Annotated in this window: 15 protein-coding genes; 12 read left to right on the top strand and 3 right to left on the bottom strand. The window is 73.1% G+C overall.

The annotated features are described in order from the left end of the window. Positions 1 to 15: 15 nt before the first annotated feature. From AB0C02_RS24360 to AB0C02_RS24305, 12 genes are all read left to right on the top strand, one after another. Entirely contained in the window at positions 16 to 1,215 is a 1,200-nt protein-coding gene (locus AB0C02_RS24360; RefSeq protein WP_357551108.1) for an aminotransferase class V-fold PLP-dependent enzyme, read from the top strand. Then, complete coding sequence (locus AB0C02_RS24355; RefSeq protein WP_357551107.1) at positions 1,212 to 1,973, top strand: alpha/beta fold hydrolase; 762 nt, start codon at positions 1,212 to 1,214, stop codon at positions 1,971 to 1,973. Before AB0C02_RS24360 ends, AB0C02_RS24355 begins: the two co-directional genes overlap by 4 nt. Continuing rightward, positions 1,966 to 3,309, top strand: coding sequence for an acyltransferase domain-containing protein (locus AB0C02_RS24350; protein ID WP_357551106.1), 1,344 nt, complete (start codon positions 1,966 to 1,968; stop codon positions 3,307 to 3,309). Before AB0C02_RS24355 ends, AB0C02_RS24350 begins: the two co-directional genes overlap by 8 nt. Next, positions 3,306 to 4,184: a 3-hydroxyacyl-CoA dehydrogenase NAD-binding domain-containing protein gene (locus AB0C02_RS24345; RefSeq protein ID WP_357551105.1), complete on the top strand. Its 879-nt coding sequence runs from the start codon at positions 3,306 to 3,308 to the stop codon at positions 4,182 to 4,184. The genes AB0C02_RS24350 and AB0C02_RS24345 overlap by 4 nt, the downstream gene beginning before the upstream one ends. Position 4,185: 1 nt before the next feature. Beyond that, positions 4,186 to 4,434, top strand: a complete 249-nt coding sequence (locus AB0C02_RS24340) for a phosphopantetheine-binding protein (protein WP_357551104.1) — start codon at positions 4,186 to 4,188, stop codon at positions 4,432 to 4,434. Then, positions 4,424 to 5,611: an acyl-CoA dehydrogenase family protein gene (locus AB0C02_RS24335; RefSeq protein ID WP_357551103.1), complete on the top strand. Its 1,188-nt coding sequence runs from the start codon at positions 4,424 to 4,426 to the stop codon at positions 5,609 to 5,611. The genes AB0C02_RS24340 and AB0C02_RS24335 overlap by 11 nt, the downstream gene beginning before the upstream one ends. A gap of 4 nt (positions 5,612 to 5,615) precedes the next feature. Further along, complete coding sequence (locus tag AB0C02_RS24330) at positions 5,616 to 6,725, top strand: HAD-IIIC family phosphatase (RefSeq protein ID WP_357551102.1); 1,110 nt, start codon at positions 5,616 to 5,618, stop codon at positions 6,723 to 6,725. Further along, entirely contained in the window at positions 6,725 to 7,714 is a 990-nt protein-coding gene (locus tag AB0C02_RS24325) for a hypothetical protein (RefSeq protein WP_357551101.1), read from the top strand. Before AB0C02_RS24330 ends, AB0C02_RS24325 begins: the two co-directional genes overlap by 1 nt. Continuing rightward, positions 7,711 to 9,033 carry an acireductone synthase gene (gene mtnC, locus AB0C02_RS24320; protein WP_357551100.1) on the top strand — a complete coding sequence of 441 codons (1,323 nt, stop codon included), beginning with the start codon at positions 7,711 to 7,713 and terminating at the stop codon, positions 9,031 to 9,033. Before AB0C02_RS24325 ends, mtnC begins: the two co-directional genes overlap by 4 nt. Next, the gene (locus AB0C02_RS24315; RefSeq protein WP_357551099.1) at positions 9,030 to 9,596 is read left to right on the top strand and encodes a hypothetical protein; all 567 of its coding nucleotides are present in this window, start codon (positions 9,030 to 9,032) and stop codon (positions 9,594 to 9,596) included. Before mtnC ends, AB0C02_RS24315 begins: the two co-directional genes overlap by 4 nt. A 34-nt stretch (positions 9,597 to 9,630) precedes the next feature. Beyond that, on the top strand, positions 9,631 to 11,340 hold the full coding sequence (locus AB0C02_RS24310; protein WP_357551098.1) for an IlvD/Edd family dehydratase: 1,710 nt from the start codon (positions 9,631 to 9,633) through the stop codon (positions 11,338 to 11,340). Positions 11,341 to 11,451: 111 nt separating this feature from the next. Further along, positions 11,452 to 11,655 carry an MbtH family protein gene (locus tag AB0C02_RS24305; protein ID WP_357551097.1) on the top strand — a complete coding sequence of 68 codons (204 nt, stop codon included), beginning with the start codon at positions 11,452 to 11,454 and terminating at the stop codon, positions 11,653 to 11,655. Positions 11,656 to 11,745: 90 nt separating this feature from the next. Here AB0C02_RS24305 and AB0C02_RS24300 read toward each other — a convergent pair whose 3' ends face one another. From AB0C02_RS24300 to AB0C02_RS24290, 3 genes are all read right to left on the bottom strand, one after another. Then, on the bottom strand, positions 11,746 to 12,537 hold the full coding sequence (locus AB0C02_RS24300) for a response regulator transcription factor (RefSeq protein WP_357551096.1): 792 nt from the start codon (positions 12,535 to 12,537) through the stop codon (positions 11,746 to 11,748). Between the two features lie 299 nt (positions 12,538 to 12,836). Further along, entirely contained in the window at positions 12,837 to 15,752 is a 2,916-nt protein-coding gene (locus tag AB0C02_RS24295) for an AAA family ATPase (protein ID WP_357551095.1), read from the bottom strand. Positions 15,753 to 15,867: 115 nt separating this feature from the next. After that, positions 15,868 to 16,095 (bottom strand): hypothetical protein, encoded by a 228-nt coding sequence (locus tag AB0C02_RS24290; RefSeq protein WP_357551094.1) that lies wholly within the window; start codon positions 16,093 to 16,095, stop codon positions 15,868 to 15,870. Positions 16,096 to 16,124: the final 29 nt, after the last annotated feature.

Genomic DNA, 16,124 nt, shown 5'->3' with positions numbered 1-16,124 from the left:
TCGAGATGAGCTGAGATGAACATCAACCTTGTCCAGGCGCGGGCGGACACGCCCGGCGTGAAGTACGTCGCCCATCTCAACAACGCTGGCGCCAGCCTCCCGCCGCAGCCGGTGATCGACGCGGTCATGGGGCACCTGCGGCTGGAATCCGAGCTGGGCCCCTACGAGGCCGCCGAGCGGGCCCGGGTGGCCGTGGAACGCGGGCACGGCGCCCTCGCCGACCTGCTGAACTGTGACAGCGACGAGATCGCCATGTTCGAGAGCGCCACCCGGGCCTGGGGCGCGGCCCTGTCCAGCCTCGCGTTGGGGCCCGGAGACCGGGTCCTCATCTCGCCGATGGAGTACGGCAGCAGCTACCTGTCCTTCCTGCACCTCGCCCGGCGCACCGGCGTCCAGCTGGAGGTCCTGCCGGTGGACGCCGACGGCCTGGTGGACGCCGCGGACCTGCGGGGCCGCATCGACGAGCGGGTGAAGCTGATCGCCATGACCCACGTGCCGATGCACGACGGCCTGATCTATCCGGTGGCCGCGATCGGCCGGGTGGCCCGCGAGTTCGGGATTACCTACCTGGTGGACGCCAGCCAGTCGATCGGGCAGCTGCCCGTCGACGTACGGCAGATCGGCTGCGACATGCTGGTCGGCTGCGGCCGGAAGTTCCTGCGGGGCCCCCGGGGCACGGGGTTCCTGTACGCCCGACGGGAGTTCGCCGAACAGCTCTCGCCCGGCACGGTCGGACTCGACGGCGTCGAGTGGGACGGCGTCGGCTACCGCTTCGCGCCCGCCGCCCGCCGATTCGACACCTGGGAGACCAGCTGCGCCACCCGGATCGGTCTGGGCGTCGCCGTCGACTACGCGCTCTCCTGGGGGATCGAGAACACCTGGCGCCGGATCCGGGGGCTCGCCGCCGGCCTGCGCGCCGACCTCGCGAGCATTCCGGGGATCACCGTGGAGGACCGCGGTCGGGAACGCTGCGGCACCATCGCGCTGACCGTGCACGGCCAGGCCGCCGAGCTGGTCCGTGCGGAGTTGCAGCGGGCCGGCATCAACACCTGGGTGTGTCTGTCGAACGCCGCGTGCGTGGACATGCGACGCCGTGGCATCAGCAGCCTGCTGCGGGTGTCCGTGCACTATTACAACTCGGCCGAGGAACTGGCCCGGCTCTGCACGGTGCTCGAGTCGCTGACCGTCGGCCAGGCCGTGCAGGTGGCATCGTGACGGGATCGTCGTGGATCAGGCGGCCCCGGGTGGTGCCCGAGGCACGGATCAGACTCTTCTGCGTACCGCACGCCGGGGCGGGGCCGTCGTTCTACGCCCGCTGGCTGACCGAGCTGGCTCCGGCGGTCGAGGTGTGCCTGGTGCACCTGCCCGGCCGCGAGTCGCGCTTCGGCGAGCGGCCGGTCGACGACCTCGACCTGATCGCCACGCGGGTGGCCGAGGCGGCGCAGCCGCTGCTGGACCGTCCGTACGCGCTGTTCGGGCACAGCATGGGCGCGACGATCGCGTACGAGGTCGCCCACCGGTTGCCGCGGGAACCGGAACGGCTGTTCGTCTCCGGCGCGCCGGCCCCGCACCGGCCCACCGACGAGCCGCCCATCGCCCACCTGCCGGACGCCGACTTCCTGGCCGAGGTACGCCACGGCTACGGCGGCATTCCCGACTCGCTCTGGGCCGACCCGGATCTGCTGCGGCTGCTGCTGCCGGTCCTGCGGGCCGATTTCGCCGCGTGCGAGGGGTACCGATGGTCGGCGCGCCCGCCGCTGCGCTGCGACATCCACGCGTGCAGCGGCGCGGGGGACCACTACGTGCCGGAACACAGCCTGGCCGACTGGGGCGAGCTGACCACCGGCCGGTGCACCGCCGACGTGATCGGCCACGGCCACTTCAATCTCGTCTCTGACCGGGCCGCGGTGCTCCGGCTCGTCCGGGAGCACCTCGGACTCGTCGCCGCGATGGAAGGGACTCGTCATGACTGAGTCGTTGTTGACCACGGTGGCCACTCGCCCGGCGGAACTGCTGGTCTGGTCGGCCGGCACCGCCGAGGCGCTGCCCCCGGCCCGGCAGGCCGTACTCGGCCGGTTGGAGGCAGCGCCGGACTCGCTGCCGGAGCTGGCCGGCGAGCTGCGGCACCGCGCGCACGGCGCGTACCGGGGAGCGGTCGTCGGCACCGACGCCGCATCCGTCGCCGCCGCGCTGCGCCGGGGTCGGGGTCTGGACGGCGGCCAGCCCGCGCTCCGGCGGCCGGTGGCGTTCCTGTTCAGCGGAGTCGGCGACCAGTACCCGGGGATGGGCGCCGAGCTGTACCGGTCCGAACCGGTGTTCCGGGCCGCCGTCGACCGCTGCTGCGCCGTGCTCGGATCCGACGGCTGCGACCTGCTCGACCTGCTGGTCCGGCCGGTGGAACCCCCACGGCTGCCGGGCGACCTGCGCACGATGCTGCGGCCCCGCCAGGTGCCGCAGGGGCCGCTGGCCACCACACGGTACGGCCAGCCGGGCGTCTTCGTGATCGAGTACGCGCTCGCCCAACTGGTCCGCAGCTGGGGCGTCGAACCCGCGGCGATGATCGGCTACAGCCTCGGCGAGTACGTCGCGGCCTGCCTGGCCGGGGTGATGTCCCTGCCGGACGCGCTGCGCCTGGTCCGGTGGCGGGCCGAGCGCATCGAGGAGCTGGCGCCCGGCGGCATGCTGGCCGTGGCGCTGACCCGCGACGAGATCGGCCCGTGGCTCGGCACCGACCTGGACGTGGCCGCCGTGACCAGCCCCTTCCAGACCGTGGTCGGCGGCCCCCGGGCCGCGATGACCGACCTCGAAGGCCGGCTGACCGACGCCGGCGTCGCCTACCAGCGGGTGGGCGCCCACCACGGCTTCCACACCCGCACCATGGAACCGCTCGGCGCGGAGCTCACCGCCTGGGTACGCGCCAACGTCCGGCTCGCCGAGCCCCGCATCCCGTACGTCTCCAACGTCACCGGCACCTGGCTCAGCAACGCCCAGGCGGTCGACCCGGCGTACTGGGCCCAGCACCTGACCCGCCCGGTCGAGCTGATGTCGGGTCTCGGCACCCTGTGGCGGGACGTGGACCCGGTGGCGATCGAACTCGGCCCCGGCGAGGGCTTGTCCTCCTCCGCCCGCCACCACCCGGCCTGCGACCGGACCCGGCTCGCCCGGGTCCAGCCGGGCCTGACCGCCGCGTTCGCCGGCCGCTCGGAGACGGCCGGGCTGCTGACCGCGCTCGGTCGGCTGTGGACGGCCGGCCTGGAGATCGACTGGGCGCGCTTCACCAACGACACCCCAAGGAGGAGCAACTCATGATCGGCGTGGTCGGTGCCGGCACCATCGGGACGGGCGTGGCACAGAGCCTGGCCCAGGCCGAGCACAAGGTTGTCCTGGTCGACACGTCGGCCGACGCGCTGGACCGGGCGCGGGTGGAGATCCGCCGCGCGGTCCGGCTCCAGCGGCTCGTCGCGCCGAAGCTGCGCACGTACGCGCCGGACGAGGTGCTGGACCGGATCACCTTCACCCAGGATCTCGACGAACTCGGCCCGGCGAGCGTGGTGATCGAGAACGTCTCCGAGAAGTGGTCGGCGAAGGAGCCGGTGTACCGGGCGCTGGACCGGATCTGCGAGCCCGGCTGCGTCTTCGTGGTCAACACCTCCTGCTTCCCGATCACCGACGTCGCCGCCCTCACGTCGCGGCCCGGGCAGGTGATCGGCCTGCACTTCATGAACCCGGTGCCGTTGAAGCCGGTGGTGGAGCTCATTCCCGGCTGGCACACCACCCCGGCCACGGTCGAGGCGGCGCAGACCCTGCTCGCGTCGATGGGCAAGACCTCCATCATGGTGAACGACTCGCCGGGCTTCGTGTCCAACCGGGTGCTGATGCTGACCGTCAACGAGGCCGCGTTCTGCCGGGCGGAGGGAATCGCCTCGGCCGAGGCGATCGACGAGCTGTTCAAGAGCTGCTTCGGCCACGAGATGGGCCCGCTGGAGACGGCGGACCTCATCGGCGTGGACACCATCCTGCACAGCCTGGAGGTGCTCCACGAACGCTTCGGCGACTCGAAGTACCGGCCCTGCCCACTGCTGCGGACCATGGTCGCCGCCGGCCTGCTCGGCCGGAAGAGCGGGGAGGGCTTCCACCACTACGGGATCACCGGCGACCGGCGGCCCGCGACCCAAGGAGCCTGAGTTGGACACCAAGACCCGCCCGGACACCAAGACCCGCATCCGGACCTTCCTCGGTACCCGCTGGCCCGGCGACCTGCGCGACGACGACGACATCTTCGAGACCGGCCTGGTGAACTCGCTGTTCGCCATGCAGTTGGTGCTCTTCGTCGAGCAGGAGTTCGCGATCGAGCTCGACAACGGGGACCTGGAACGCGACAACTTCCGCACCGTCAACGCGATCGCCGAGCTGGTCGAGCGCCATGCCGACTGAAACCCTGGCCCCCGTCGCGCCCCGGTACCCGGACACCGCCCGGTTCCGCGAGTTCGCCGACCGGGTCGTGGCGCCGCGAGCGGCCGAGATCGACCGGACCGGGGCGGTGCCCGCCGACGTCGTACAGGCCCTGGCCGCCGAGGGTCACCTCGGCGCCGGGGTGGCCGTGGCGCACGGCGGCGCCGGCCTCGGCGCCGTACCGCTCGGCGTGCTGCACGAGGAGGTCGGCCGGGCCTGCTCGTCGGTACGCACCCTGCTGACCGTGCACGGGATGGTCGCCGGGGCGGTCGAACGCTGGGGCAGCGCCGCCCAGCGGGCCGACCTGCTGCCCCGGCTGGCCAGGGGAGAGCTGCTCGGCGCGTTCGCGCTCAGCGAGGAATCCGCCGGCAGCGACCCGAGCAAGCTGGTGACCTCGGCCGAGCCGGTGTCGGACGGATACCTGCTGACCGGCGTCAAACGGTGGATCAGCATGGCGCTGGCCGCGGACGTGCTGCTGGTGTTCGCCCGCGCCCCGGGCGGCATCACGGCCTTCCTGGTGCCGCGGGACACCCCGGGCCTGCGGGTCGTACCCATCGACGGCGTACTCGGCACCCGGGGCGGGCTGATGGGCGAGGTACGCCTCGACGCCTGTCGGGTGCCGTCCAGCGCTGTGCTCGGTCCGGTCGACCGCGGCTTCATGACGGTGGCGGCGACCGCGCTCGAGTTCGGGCGGTACAGCGTGGCATCCGGGTGCGTCGGCATCGCGCAGGCCTGCCTGGACGCCTCGCTGGAGCACACCGACCGTCGGCGGCAGGGCGGCAGCCTGATCCGGGACCACCAACTGATCCGCCGGCTGGTCAGCGGGATGGCGACCGACGTGGCCGCCGCCCGGCTGCTCTGCCGCCAGGCCGGCGCGCTGCGCGAGCGCAACGACCTGGCCGCTCCGCTGGCCACCTGGACGGCCAAGTACTTCGCCGCCGCCGCGGCCAACCGGGCCGCCCGGGAGACCGTGCAGATCCACGGCGCCGCCGGCTGCTTCGACGGCCACCCGGCTGCGCGCTACTTCAGGGACGCGAAGGTCATGGAAATCATCGAGGGCAGCACCCAGATCCAGGAGATCGTCATCGCCGACCTGGTCCGCCAGGACCGTCACCGGCTGGCGGAGCTGCCCGAAGCGCTGATGTCGGTAGGGAGGTGAGCCGGTGGACACGAGTTCCGGTTTCCAGCCGGTGAAGTGCGTGATCTGGGACCTCGACGACACCCTCTGGGACGGCGTGCTGCTCGAGGATCCACAGGTTCATCCGCGTACGGAGGTGCTCGACGCGATCCACACCCTGGACGAGCGGGGCATCCTGAACTCGATCGCCAGCCGCAACGACCCGGCGACCGTGCGCGCCAAGCTCGACGAGCTGGGCATCGCCGACCTGTTCCTCTACCCGCAGGTCAACTGGGGGTCGAAGGCGGAGTCCGTGGCGACGATCGCGCAGCGGCTCAACCTCAACCCGGACGCGCTCGTCTTCGTCGACGACCAGCCCTTCGAACGCGCGGAGGTCAGCTCCCGGCACCCGACCGTACGCTGCTTCGACGCCACCGAGGCCGCCGGGCTGCCGGCGCTGCCGGCCTTCCAGCCGCGCTTCGTGACCGAGGAGTCCCGGCAGCGCCGGCAGATGTACCGGGCCGACCTCGACCGGGACGAGGCAGCCGCCGAGTTCACCGGCTCCTCCGAGGAGTTCCTGGCCACCTTGGGCATGGTGTTCCACATCGCCCCGGCCACCACGGAGGACCTCCGGCGGGCGGAGGAGCTGACCGTCCGGACCCACCAGCTCAACACCACCGGCCGGACGTACTCCTATGCCGAGCTCGAACGGTTGCAGCGCTCGGACGACCACCTGCTGCTCCTGGCCGAGCTGACCGACCGGTTCGGCTCGTACGGCAAGATCGGCCTGGCCCTGGTCGAACGCGGCCCGGCGGTCTGGCGGCTCAAGCTGCTGCTGATGTCGTGCCGGGTGATGTCACGCGGAGTCGGCACGGTGCTGCTGCACGAGATCCAGCGGCTCGCGGCCGAGGCCGGCGTCCGGTTGCAGGCGGACTTCGTGGCCAACGACCGCAACCGGATGATGTACGTGACCTACCGGATGGGCGGCTTCCGGGAGGTGTACCGCGACGGCGACGAGGTCGTCCTGGAGGGCCCGGCCGGCGACGTCCCGGTGAGCCCGCCCTACCTCACGGTCCGGGGCGTGGCCGGTGGGGATCGCGCCGAGGTCGGATCCGGCGTCGCCGTCCGGCAGCCGGCTCGGTCGGGGGCAGGCTGATGACCTCCCCGATCCTGGCCGACAGCGTGCGGCTGGCCGACGACGGCGTGCACATCCTGGACCGGCGGGTCTTCCCGGGGCGGCAGGAGTGGGTGCGGTGCGCGACGGTCGAGGACGTGGCCCGGGCGATCGAGGCCATGGTGACCCAGTCATCCGGCCCGTACTTCGCCGCGCTGTGGGCGATGGTGCTCGCCGCCCGGGAAGCCGTCGGCCGCCGCGACCCGCTGGCGCACCTGCGCCGGGCGGGGGAGCGGATCATCGCCACCCGGCCCACCAACAACCACCAGCGCGAGGCGGTGCGGTCGGTGCTGTCCGCGGTGGATCGGACGGACCTGGTCGGGTCCGTGCTGGCCGCGGCGCGGGCGGGCGACGAACGCTACCGGGCGCGCAGCCGGGCACTCGGAGAGCACACCGCGAAGCTGTTGCCGGACAACGCCTCCGTGCTCACCCACTGCTGGGCCGACCTCTACCTGGTCGGGCTCGTCACGGCGGCGCAGGAGGTCGGCAAGACCCTGACGTTCCACTGCACCGAGACCCGCCCGTACCAGCAGGGCGCCCGGCTGACCGCACACACCCTCGCCGAGATGGGCGTCGAGACGACGGTGATCACCGACAACATGGGCGCCGCCGTACTCGCCTCCGGCCGGATCGACGCGCTGGTCACCGCCGCCGATCGGGTCACCCTGGACGGTCACGTGGTGAACAAGGTCGGCACCCTGGGCCTCGCGATCGCCGCGCACGCGCACCGGGTGCCGTACCTCGCGATGGTCCACGCGCCCGACCGGCTCGCCCCGACCGCGGCCGACGTGCCGATCGAGTACCGCGCGGGCACCGAGGTGCTCTCCGCGGTCGGCGTGGTCGATCCCAGGATCCGTGGCCACTACCCCGCGTTCGACGTCACCCCGCCGCGGTACGTCACCACGGTGGTCACCGACCGCGGTCCGTTCGATCCGGCCGCGCTCGCCGGGTACCACGAGGAGGCGCCGTGACGGTCGGCGTGGACCTGGTGCTGCTCGACATCGAGGGCACCCTCACCCCCACCGAGCAGGTGCACGCCGTGCTGTACGACTACGCCCGGCCCCGGCTCGGTCCCTGGCTCGACGAACACGCCGACTCCCCAGCCGTCGCCGAGGCGGTCGCGCAGGTCCGATCGCTCGGCGGGCTGGCGCCGGACGCGGGCACCGGGGACGTGCTCCGGGTGCTGCACGGCTGGATGGACGCGGACGAGAAGATCGCCGCGCTGAAGACCCTCCAGGGCATGATCTGGCAGCGCGGCTACGCGACCGGTGAGCTGGTCACCGAGTTCTTCGCCGACGTGGCGCCCGCGCTGCGGGCCTGGCACGCGGCCGGGCTGCGGCTCGCCGTTTTCTCCTCCGGCTCGGTCACCGCCCAGGTCGCCGCGTTCTCCCGGACCACCGACGGCGACGTGACGGGGCTGTTCAGCGGGCACTTCGACACGGTCACCGCCGGACCGAAACGGGACGGGTCGTCGTACCGGACCATCGCGGCGGAGCTGGGCGTCGACCCGGCGCGGGCGGTGTTCCTCACCGACGTGCCGGCCGAGCTGGCCGCCGCGGCGGCGGCCGGGTGGCGGGCCATCGGTGTGGCCCGGCCGGGGGAGCCGTACCACGGGGCGGACTTCGGTCCGGCCCGGACCGTCGCCTCGTTCGACGAGCTGACCCTGGTGCCGGCCGCCAGGCTGCTCGCCGCCGGCCGGGAACTCGCCGCGGAGGCCGCGCGGTACGCGGGACTGGGCTGGATGCGTGGCACCGCCGGCAACCTGTCGGTGACCCTGGACCGGGACCCGCTGCGGCTGGCCATCACGGCGAGCGGGCTGGACAAGGGTGAGCTGACCGAGACGGACGTGATCGTGGTCGACGGCCGGGGCGACGCGGTCTCGGCGGGCGTGCCGTCGGCGGAGGCCGGCCTGCACGCGCGGATCGCGGCGGTCGCCGGCGCCGGGGCGGTCGTGCACGTGCACGCCCTGGCGCCGGTGCTCGCCGCCGAACGCTGGCCGGACGGGGTACGCCTGTCCGGCCTGGAGATGCTCAAGGGCCTCGGCCGTGGCGCGCACGACGATCCGGTCACCATTCCCGTGATCGCCAACGGGCAGGACATGCGGGCGCTCGGCGACGCCTTCGAACGCGGATTCCGCTCGGACGTCCCGGCGCTGGTCGTGGCCGGGCACGGCGTCTACGTGTGGGGCGAGGACCTGCGCCAGGCCCGGCACCGGCTCGAATGCCTGGAGTGGCTGTGCCGGTTCGCCCTCGAGACGAGTACCGACAAGCCGACTAAGGAGCTTCGATGACACTGCTGACCGTGTGGGCCGACGACGAGCCCGGCACACCGCTGTGGCGCACCGAGGACGGCGAGAAGATCGCCGCCGAACTGGGCCAGCTCGGCGTCCGGTTCGAGCGCTGGCCGGTGGTTGAGGGACTGCCCGCCGAGCCGACCTCCGAGCAGGTCCTGGCCGCGTACGCGGAGCAGGTGGGGCGGGTGGTCGACGCCGAGGGGTACGTGCTCGTCGACGCCCTCTCGATGAACCCGCCCGTCGACCCGGAACGGGCGGCGGAGGCCCGGCGGAAGTTCCTCGCCGAGCACACCCACGACGACGCCGAGGACCGCTACTTCGCCCGTGGCGCCGGCGCCTTCTACCTGCACCTCAAGGACAAGGTGTACGCGGTGCTGTGCGAGGCGGGCGACCTGCTCAGCGTGCCCGCCGACACCCGGCACTGGTTCGACATGGGCACCCGCCCCAACTGGGTGGCCATCCGCTTCTTCCACGAGGAGGACGGTTGGGTCGGCAACTTCACCGGCAGCCAGATCGCCAGCACGTTCCCGGACTTCGACACCCTCGTCGCGACCCGCTGACCGTCGCGGACCTCCGCACCGGAAAGGACGAATCGTGCAGCTGCGCAGCTCGGCGTGGTACGCCGGTCAGGACCGCAACGCGTACATCCATCGCGCCTGGATGCGGCGGGGTACGCCGGATGACGCGTTCACCCGTCCGCAGATCGCGATCGCCAACACCGCCTCCGACCTCACCCCCTGCAACAGCCACCTCAACGAGGTGGCCGAGAGCGTCCGGCAGGGGGTGTGGGCCGCCGGCGGGGTGCCGCTCAACCTGCCGGTGGTCTCGCTCGGCGAGACGAACATGCGACCGACCGCGATGTTGTGGCGGAACATGGCCGCGATGGCCGCCGAGGAGATGTTCCGGGCCAACCCGATCGACGGGGTCGTCCTGCTCGGCGGCTGCGACAAGACGATCCCCTCGCTGCTGATGGCCGCCGCGTCGGTGGACCTCCCGGCGGTCGTGCTGCCGGGCGGGCCGATGCTCAACGGCACGTTCCGAGGTACCCCGCTCGGCTGCGGCACCGACGTGTGGCGGCTGAGCGAGGAGGTCCGGGCCGGCGCCCTGCCCGCCGCCGCGTTCCTGGAATCCGAGTCGTCGATGATCCGCAGCCGTGGGCACTGCAACACGATGGGAACCGCGTCGACCATGGGGCTGCTCGCCGAGGCGCTGGGCATGACGCTGCCCGGCACCGCCGGCCTCCCGGCCGCCGACAGCCGGTTGCTGGCCCGGGCGCACGAGACCGGCCGGCTGGCCGTCGAGCTGGTCGGCGCCGGGCGGCGGCCCAGCGACGTGCTCACCGCGGGCTCGTTCCGCAACGCGATCGTGGCGCTGGCGGCGATCGGCGGCTCGACCAACGCGGTTGTACACCTGCTCGCGATCGCCGGCCGACTCGGCGTGCCGCTGACGCTCGACGACTTCGACCGGATCGGCGCGGACGTGCCGCTGCTGGTCAACCTGCAACCGGCCGGCCGGTTCCTGATGGAGGACCTGCACCGGGCCGGCGGGTTGGCCGCCGTACTCGACCAGGTCGCCGACCTGCTCGACCCGGACGCGGTCACGGTCACCGGCCGACCGCTGGTCGAGCACCTGGCCGGCGCGGCCATCTGGGACCCCGACGTGATCCACACCCGGGAGGCGCCGCTGCAGAAGCAGGCCGGGATCGCCGTGCTGCGGGGCAACCTCGCCCCCGACGGGGCCATCATCAAGCCGGCCGCGGCGTCGGAGCACCTGCTGGTCCACCGTGGCCGGGCGCTGGTGTTCGACTCGGTCGAGGAGCTGCACGCCCGCATCGACGACCCCGCGCTCGACGTCGACGCCGACTCGGTCCTGGTGCTGCGCGGCTGCGGACCCCGGGGGTACCCCGGAATGCCGGAGGTGGCGAACCTGCCGCTGCCGGAGAAGCTGCTGCGGGCCGGCGTGCGCGACATGGTCCGGGTTTGCGACGGGCGGATGAGTGGCACCGCCTACGGGACGGTCGTCCTGCACGTCGCCCCCGAGGCCGCGGCCGGCGGCCCGCTGGCGAGGGTGCGCACCGGCGACTGGATCACCCTCGACGTGACCCGGCGTCGGTTGGACGTCGACGTACCCGACGCCGAGCTGGCCGCGCGTGCGCCGTCGGCGGGGCTGACGGCCGCGCTCGCCCGACCGCGGCGGGGCTGGGAACAGCTCTACGTCTCCACGGTCACCGGCGCGGACACCGGCGCCGATCTGGATTTCCTGGTCGGCGCCAGCGGTCACGACGGCCTCCGCGAGTCGTACTGACCGGCCGGTGGATCCTCGCCACCCGCCATGCCCGTTCTTCTCTGCAACCACCGCCGGCCCGCCCGGAGACTGGTTGCAGTGTCAGTCAAGCCCGAGCCGAAGGGATGTCCCGTGTACGACGAGCAGACGGACGACCGCACCTATCAGGTCGTGCTGAACGACGAGGAGCAGTACTCAATCTGGCTGGCCGACCGGGAGCTTCCGCTGGGCTGGCGCGCCGAGGGCACCCGGGGCACCCGGGCGGAGTGCCTGGACCACATCGGCAACGTCTGGACGGACCTGCGCCCGCTGAGCCTGCGCCGGCAGATGGCCTAGCCCCGTCGCCCAGCCACCCGACGCGAACTGCGCGATCACCGCAACGGTGATCGCGCAGTTCGCTGTCCGGGACAGGGCCGCCCGGCCGGGTCAGATCAGGCCCGTGCGGACGCCCCGAGCCACCGCGTGCGCCCGGTTGCGTACCTGCAACCGGGCCATCAGGTCGTAGATGACGTTCTTCACGGTGTGCTCGGAGCAGGTCAACGTGTCGGCGATCGCCGCGTTGCCGTGCCCCTCGGCGATCAGCCTGAGCACTGTGGTCTGTCGGGCGGTGAGCGGCTCGACCGGGCAGACCGCCGGCCGGGCCGGAACGGGCGCCGGCGGCGCCGGCTCGGCCGCGTTCGCCTCGTTGAGCAGCCGAACCAGCGTCTCGTACGGTATCCGGCCGTAGCCGTGTCCGACCGAGCGTACGGCGGCGGCGAGCCGCGCCGGAGTGATCTCGGTGGACCCCACCAGTACCTGGGCGCCCGCCTGCACGGCCCGGCGCACCTCGGAAGGGGAGAACCGGTCCGCCAGCACGATCAGCCGGTGGTCACCGGACCGGTATGCCGCGGGACAGGCCGCGATCGCCTCGTCGACCGTCCTGCCGGCGGCCACGACCACCGTCTCCGGCGAGCGGTCCGCCTGTGCGGCCAGCGCCAGGTCGGCCCGGCGCAGCAGGGTGAGGACCTCTGCCCGCGCCCGGGTGTCCCGCGCGCTGACGTGCACCCGCAGCGGTGCGGGGCCGGACTGCGCGGCCGGTGTGCGGGGGTGGTGTCGAGTCCGTCGTCGGTCCCGGGTCGGTTCGCCCGGCCCCACGCCGGCCCACCGGTCGGGTACGGGGACCAGCGTCGGGCGGTGGGGCGGTGCCCATTCGGGCGCCAACGTCGCGTTGCTGCTCATGTCGGGGGCTCCTCGGCTAGGGGGCGTTCGCGCCGTCGGCGTGCCCCGGCTTCCCGGGCCACGCCGCGCTTTTCACGGCACCAGCCTCGCCAACCGGGCGAGGCCGCGTAACGGGTCCGGCTGCCCACATTCGCGCCCGCCCTCTACCCTGCGCACGCTGCGGCGAGCAGGCAGAACACGGTGGTGGACCCCGGCCGGCGGGAACGCGTACCGGCGGACGGCGAAAATCCGGGGGAGCTGTACCGATGTCCCGGGCCCCGGCCCGGTGGTGCCGCTGCGCCGGATGGCGTCGGTTGCCGTCAGGCTGACAGCGCCATTGATCCGAACTCGCTCAACGCGATCCGGTCCCGCTGGCCGGTCTTGGCGATGAGGCTGGCCACGTGCTTCTCCACCGTGCGCGGAGACAGGTGCAGCCGTTCGGCGATCTCGCGGTTACCCAGGCGTTCGATCAGCAGTTGGAGGATCTCGTACTCGCGAACTGTCACGCCGACGCTGCGCAGTGCCGACGGGATCGCCTGGACACCGCGCCGGCGCTGGGCGACCGACGCCCCGGCGCGGCGCATCAGCGCCCGGCAGGCGCTCGCCACCGCCGTCACCTCGACGGTGTGGAAGTACTCCTCGGCGGTGCGCAGCCACTCGACCGGGGTGCCCCAGTTGTCGGCGACGGCCGCCTCGCTGACCAGGCGGAGCCCCATGTGCCGGCCGGTGGCGTAGGGCGCGCCCACCCGCTCGGCCTCGGCCACGGTGTCCGCCGCCTCCGCCCTCCGCCCCGCCCGGCCGTACAGCACCGCCTTGGCGAAGAGCGCGAACTGCCGGTCCCAGCGCAGCTGGCTGACCGGCGCCGAGGTGACGGCGGCGTACTCCGCCTCGTCGGCCTCCCCGTTCAACACCCGCAGCAGCAGGCGCAGCCCGTACCGGCCGGTGAGCTGGTAGATGCTCGGGCTGCGCTCCTCCGCGTCGAGCGCCCGCGACAGCTCTTCGAGCGCCCGGGGCCGGTTTTCCTCCAGCAGGGCGCACCAAGACCGGGCCAGGCCATGCACCCGGGGGGTGAGCTGCGCGAGATCCCCGGCCCAGTGGCGCAGCTCGGCCAGGGCGGCGTCCATCTCCCGGCGCCGACCACGATGGGCGCCGACGATGGCACGCAGCAGGAGCGCGTACCGGGTGGTCTCCAGCAGCTTGAGCCGGGTGGTGACGCCGAGTACCTGGTCGAGCAGCGCCTCGGCGTCGGCGAAGTCGCCGCGCAGGGTGGCGTAGAGGGCCAGACTCGCCTCGGCCTGGTATCGCGTGGTCACCGCGCCGACCTGGGACGCCTCCTGCCGTACCTGCTCCAGCCGGTCGACGTTGCCGTCCCGTAGCGCGTCGTCGTTGCCGAGCCGGATCAGGGCATGGATCTCCTCGAGCCGCAGGCCGTGCCGGACCGCGAGCTCCCGCGCCCGCTCCAGGCAGGCGGTACCCTCGTCCGGGTCCCGTCCCCGGCTGAGCGCGCCGAGCAGCTGCCACGCCTGGCAGGCGACCATGGGCAGCGGCGCCGCCTCGGCCACCGCCGCCGCTCGCCGGGCCAGCGACTCGGCGATGCGGACCTGGCCCGGACCGGCCACGTCCAGCATCAGGTGGGCGGCGACGGCGTCGACGGGCGCGAGATCCTCGTCGGCGGCGTCCGGCCCGAGCAGCCGGCGGGAGATCTCCACCTGGGTCAGTCCGTCGGTGGTACGGCCGGCGACGGCGGCGGCCCAGGCGAGGCGGGTGTGCAACTGGGCCCGTGAGCGACGGTCCAGCACGCCGCTGATCCGGTCGAGCTCGCCGGCGGCCGCGACCGCCCGTTCCACCTGGCCCGTCTCGGCCAGCGCGTACAGCAGCGTGGCGAAGGCGTCGGCGTAGTCCTGCGCGTCGTCGTCTGGAGTGAGCAGGCCGGTCGCCTTGTCCAACAGGGTCACCGCGGAGTTCGCCGCGCCCTGGTCGAGGGCCCGCCGGCCGGCCTCGGCGAAGAGCCGCCCGGCGCTGGACCGGTCGCCCGAGGTCAGGCGCAGGCTGGCCGTGATCTGGCACCACTCGCCGGGCAGGCCGGGATAGCACCGCTCGACCGCGTCCGCCACCTGCCGGGTCAGCCGGCTGCGCTCAGCCGGGTGCAGCAGCGTCTGCAACGCCTCCGCGATGAGCGGATGCTGAAACGCGTACCAGCCGGAGATCTCCTCGTCCGGCGCCACGAGCTGGGCGGTCAGTTCGGCGTGCAGGTAGCTCAGCAGCTCGCGGTCGTCCAGCCCGGTGGCGGTCTGGATCACGGCCAGCGGGAAGCGCCGGCCCAGCACGGCGGCGACCGACAGCAGCTCCCGCCCCGGCGCGCCGAGCTTGGCCAGCCGCCCCGCCACGCTGCGCGCCAGGGTGGTCGACACGGTCGTCTGGATCGTGCCGGTCACCCGCCAGCCGTCCGTCTCGGAGACCAGCAGCCCACTGCTGAGCATGCCGCTCAGCAGCTCCTCGACCAGCAGTGGAATGCCTCCGGTATGCGCGCAGAGGTGCTCGGCGACCTGCTCCGGCACGTGCGTCGCGTCGCCGCCGAGGCACGCGCCGGCCAGCCGGCGTACCTCGTCGTCGGCGAGCCGGTTCAGCTCGATCAGGACGGCGGAGCGCCGCTGGGCCGCCGAGCGGACCAGGTCGAGGGCGGGGCAGGGCTCGGTACGGACCGTGCCGAGGAGCATCGTGGGCTGCCGGTCGAGGTTGTCGACGAGGTACTCGACCACGGCCAGGGTCTCCGCGTCGGCATCCTGCAGGTCGTCGAGGATGATCAGGCAGCCGCGCCCACGGCCGACGAGGGCGGCCAGCCGCAGCACCGCCTCGGCGAGGACGACCAGGGACGTGCTGGCTCCACCCGGTGGAGGCGGGCCCCAGTCCGGGACCAACCGCGCGAGGACGGGCCGGTACGGGCCCAGGGCCTCGATGTCGACCGCGTCGCCGGCGCGCAGCAGAGACATCAGCGCCTCGGCCAACGACCGGAACGGCACCATCGGGCCGACCGAGCTGCCCCGGCCCCGCAGAATGCTCATGTCGGCGGCGAACCCGAGGTCGGCAGCGGCGGCGGCCAGTCGAGACTTTCCGATACCGCCCTCACCGGCCAGGAAGACGGCCCGGCCTGCGCCGGATCTCGCCGCGTAGAGTGCCTGCCCGACCGTACGGAGCTCGTCATCTCTGCCCACCATGAGCGATGCGCGGGTCCGCATGGTCGCAGACGATACCGGGCTAGCGATCGTGGGTCTATCCGTGATCTCCAATGCCTGGCCCGGTCACGCGCTCGGGGAGGCCACGCGTGCGTGGCCTCCCCGAGCGAAAAAGAACTTATTTGGTGTTTCCGCAGCATCCGGTGTCGGGCATGCCGATCAGCTCCTGAACCGCGCCACCCAGGCCGGGCACTGCCGCGTCCGGCGCGACGACCACTCCGGCCAGCAGGGCTGCACCCAGCGCGAAGGTCGCCGCGGCTGGCACCAGCCGGCTGGCGCCACGGGTGCGGGTGGACGCGAGCTCGCCGCCGTCGGCCACGATGTGGTCGCTGTTCACATTGGACATTGTGTCTCCTCTTCGGTCTTTCCTGTCGG

Origin of the sequence: Micromonospora sp. NPDC048999 (genome assembly GCF_040649295.1) — a bacterium.
Lineage (GTDB): Bacteria > Actinomycetota > Actinomycetes > Mycobacteriales > Micromonosporaceae > Micromonospora.
This window is presented reverse-complemented; position numbering and strand designations above follow the sequence as displayed.

What these genes read in the sequence shown, in the direction of transcription:
- AB0C02_RS24360 (WP_357551108.1), top strand. Translation starts at nt 16, where the DNA reads ATGAACATCAACCTTGTCCAGGCGCGGGCGGACACGCCCGGCGTGAAG.
- AB0C02_RS24350 (WP_357551106.1), top strand. Translation starts at nt 1,966, where the DNA reads ATGACTGAGTCGTTGTTGACCACGGTGGCCACTCGCCCGGCGGAACTG.
- AB0C02_RS24345 (WP_357551105.1), top strand. Translation starts at nt 3,306, where the DNA reads ATGATCGGCGTGGTCGGTGCCGGCACCATCGGGACGGGCGTGGCACAG.
- AB0C02_RS24335 (WP_357551103.1), top strand. Translation starts at nt 4,424, where the DNA reads ATGCCGACTGAAACCCTGGCCCCCGTCGCGCCCCGGTACCCGGACACC.
- AB0C02_RS24325 (WP_357551101.1), top strand. Translation starts at nt 6,725, where the DNA reads ATGACCTCCCCGATCCTGGCCGACAGCGTGCGGCTGGCCGACGACGGC.
- AB0C02_RS24315 (WP_357551099.1), top strand. Translation starts at nt 9,030, where the DNA reads ATGACACTGCTGACCGTGTGGGCCGACGACGAGCCCGGCACACCGCTG.
- AB0C02_RS24300 (WP_357551096.1), bottom strand. Translation starts at nt 12,537, where the DNA reads ATGAGCAGCAACGCGACGTTGGCGCCCGAATGGGCACCGCCCCACCGC.
- AB0C02_RS24295 (WP_357551095.1), bottom strand. Translation starts at nt 15,752, where the DNA reads ATGCGGACCCGCGCATCGCTCATGGTGGGCAGAGATGACGAGCTCCGT.
- AB0C02_RS24290 (WP_357551094.1), bottom strand. Translation starts at nt 16,095, where the DNA reads ATGTCCAATGTGAACAGCGACCACATCGTGGCCGACGGCGGCGAGCTC.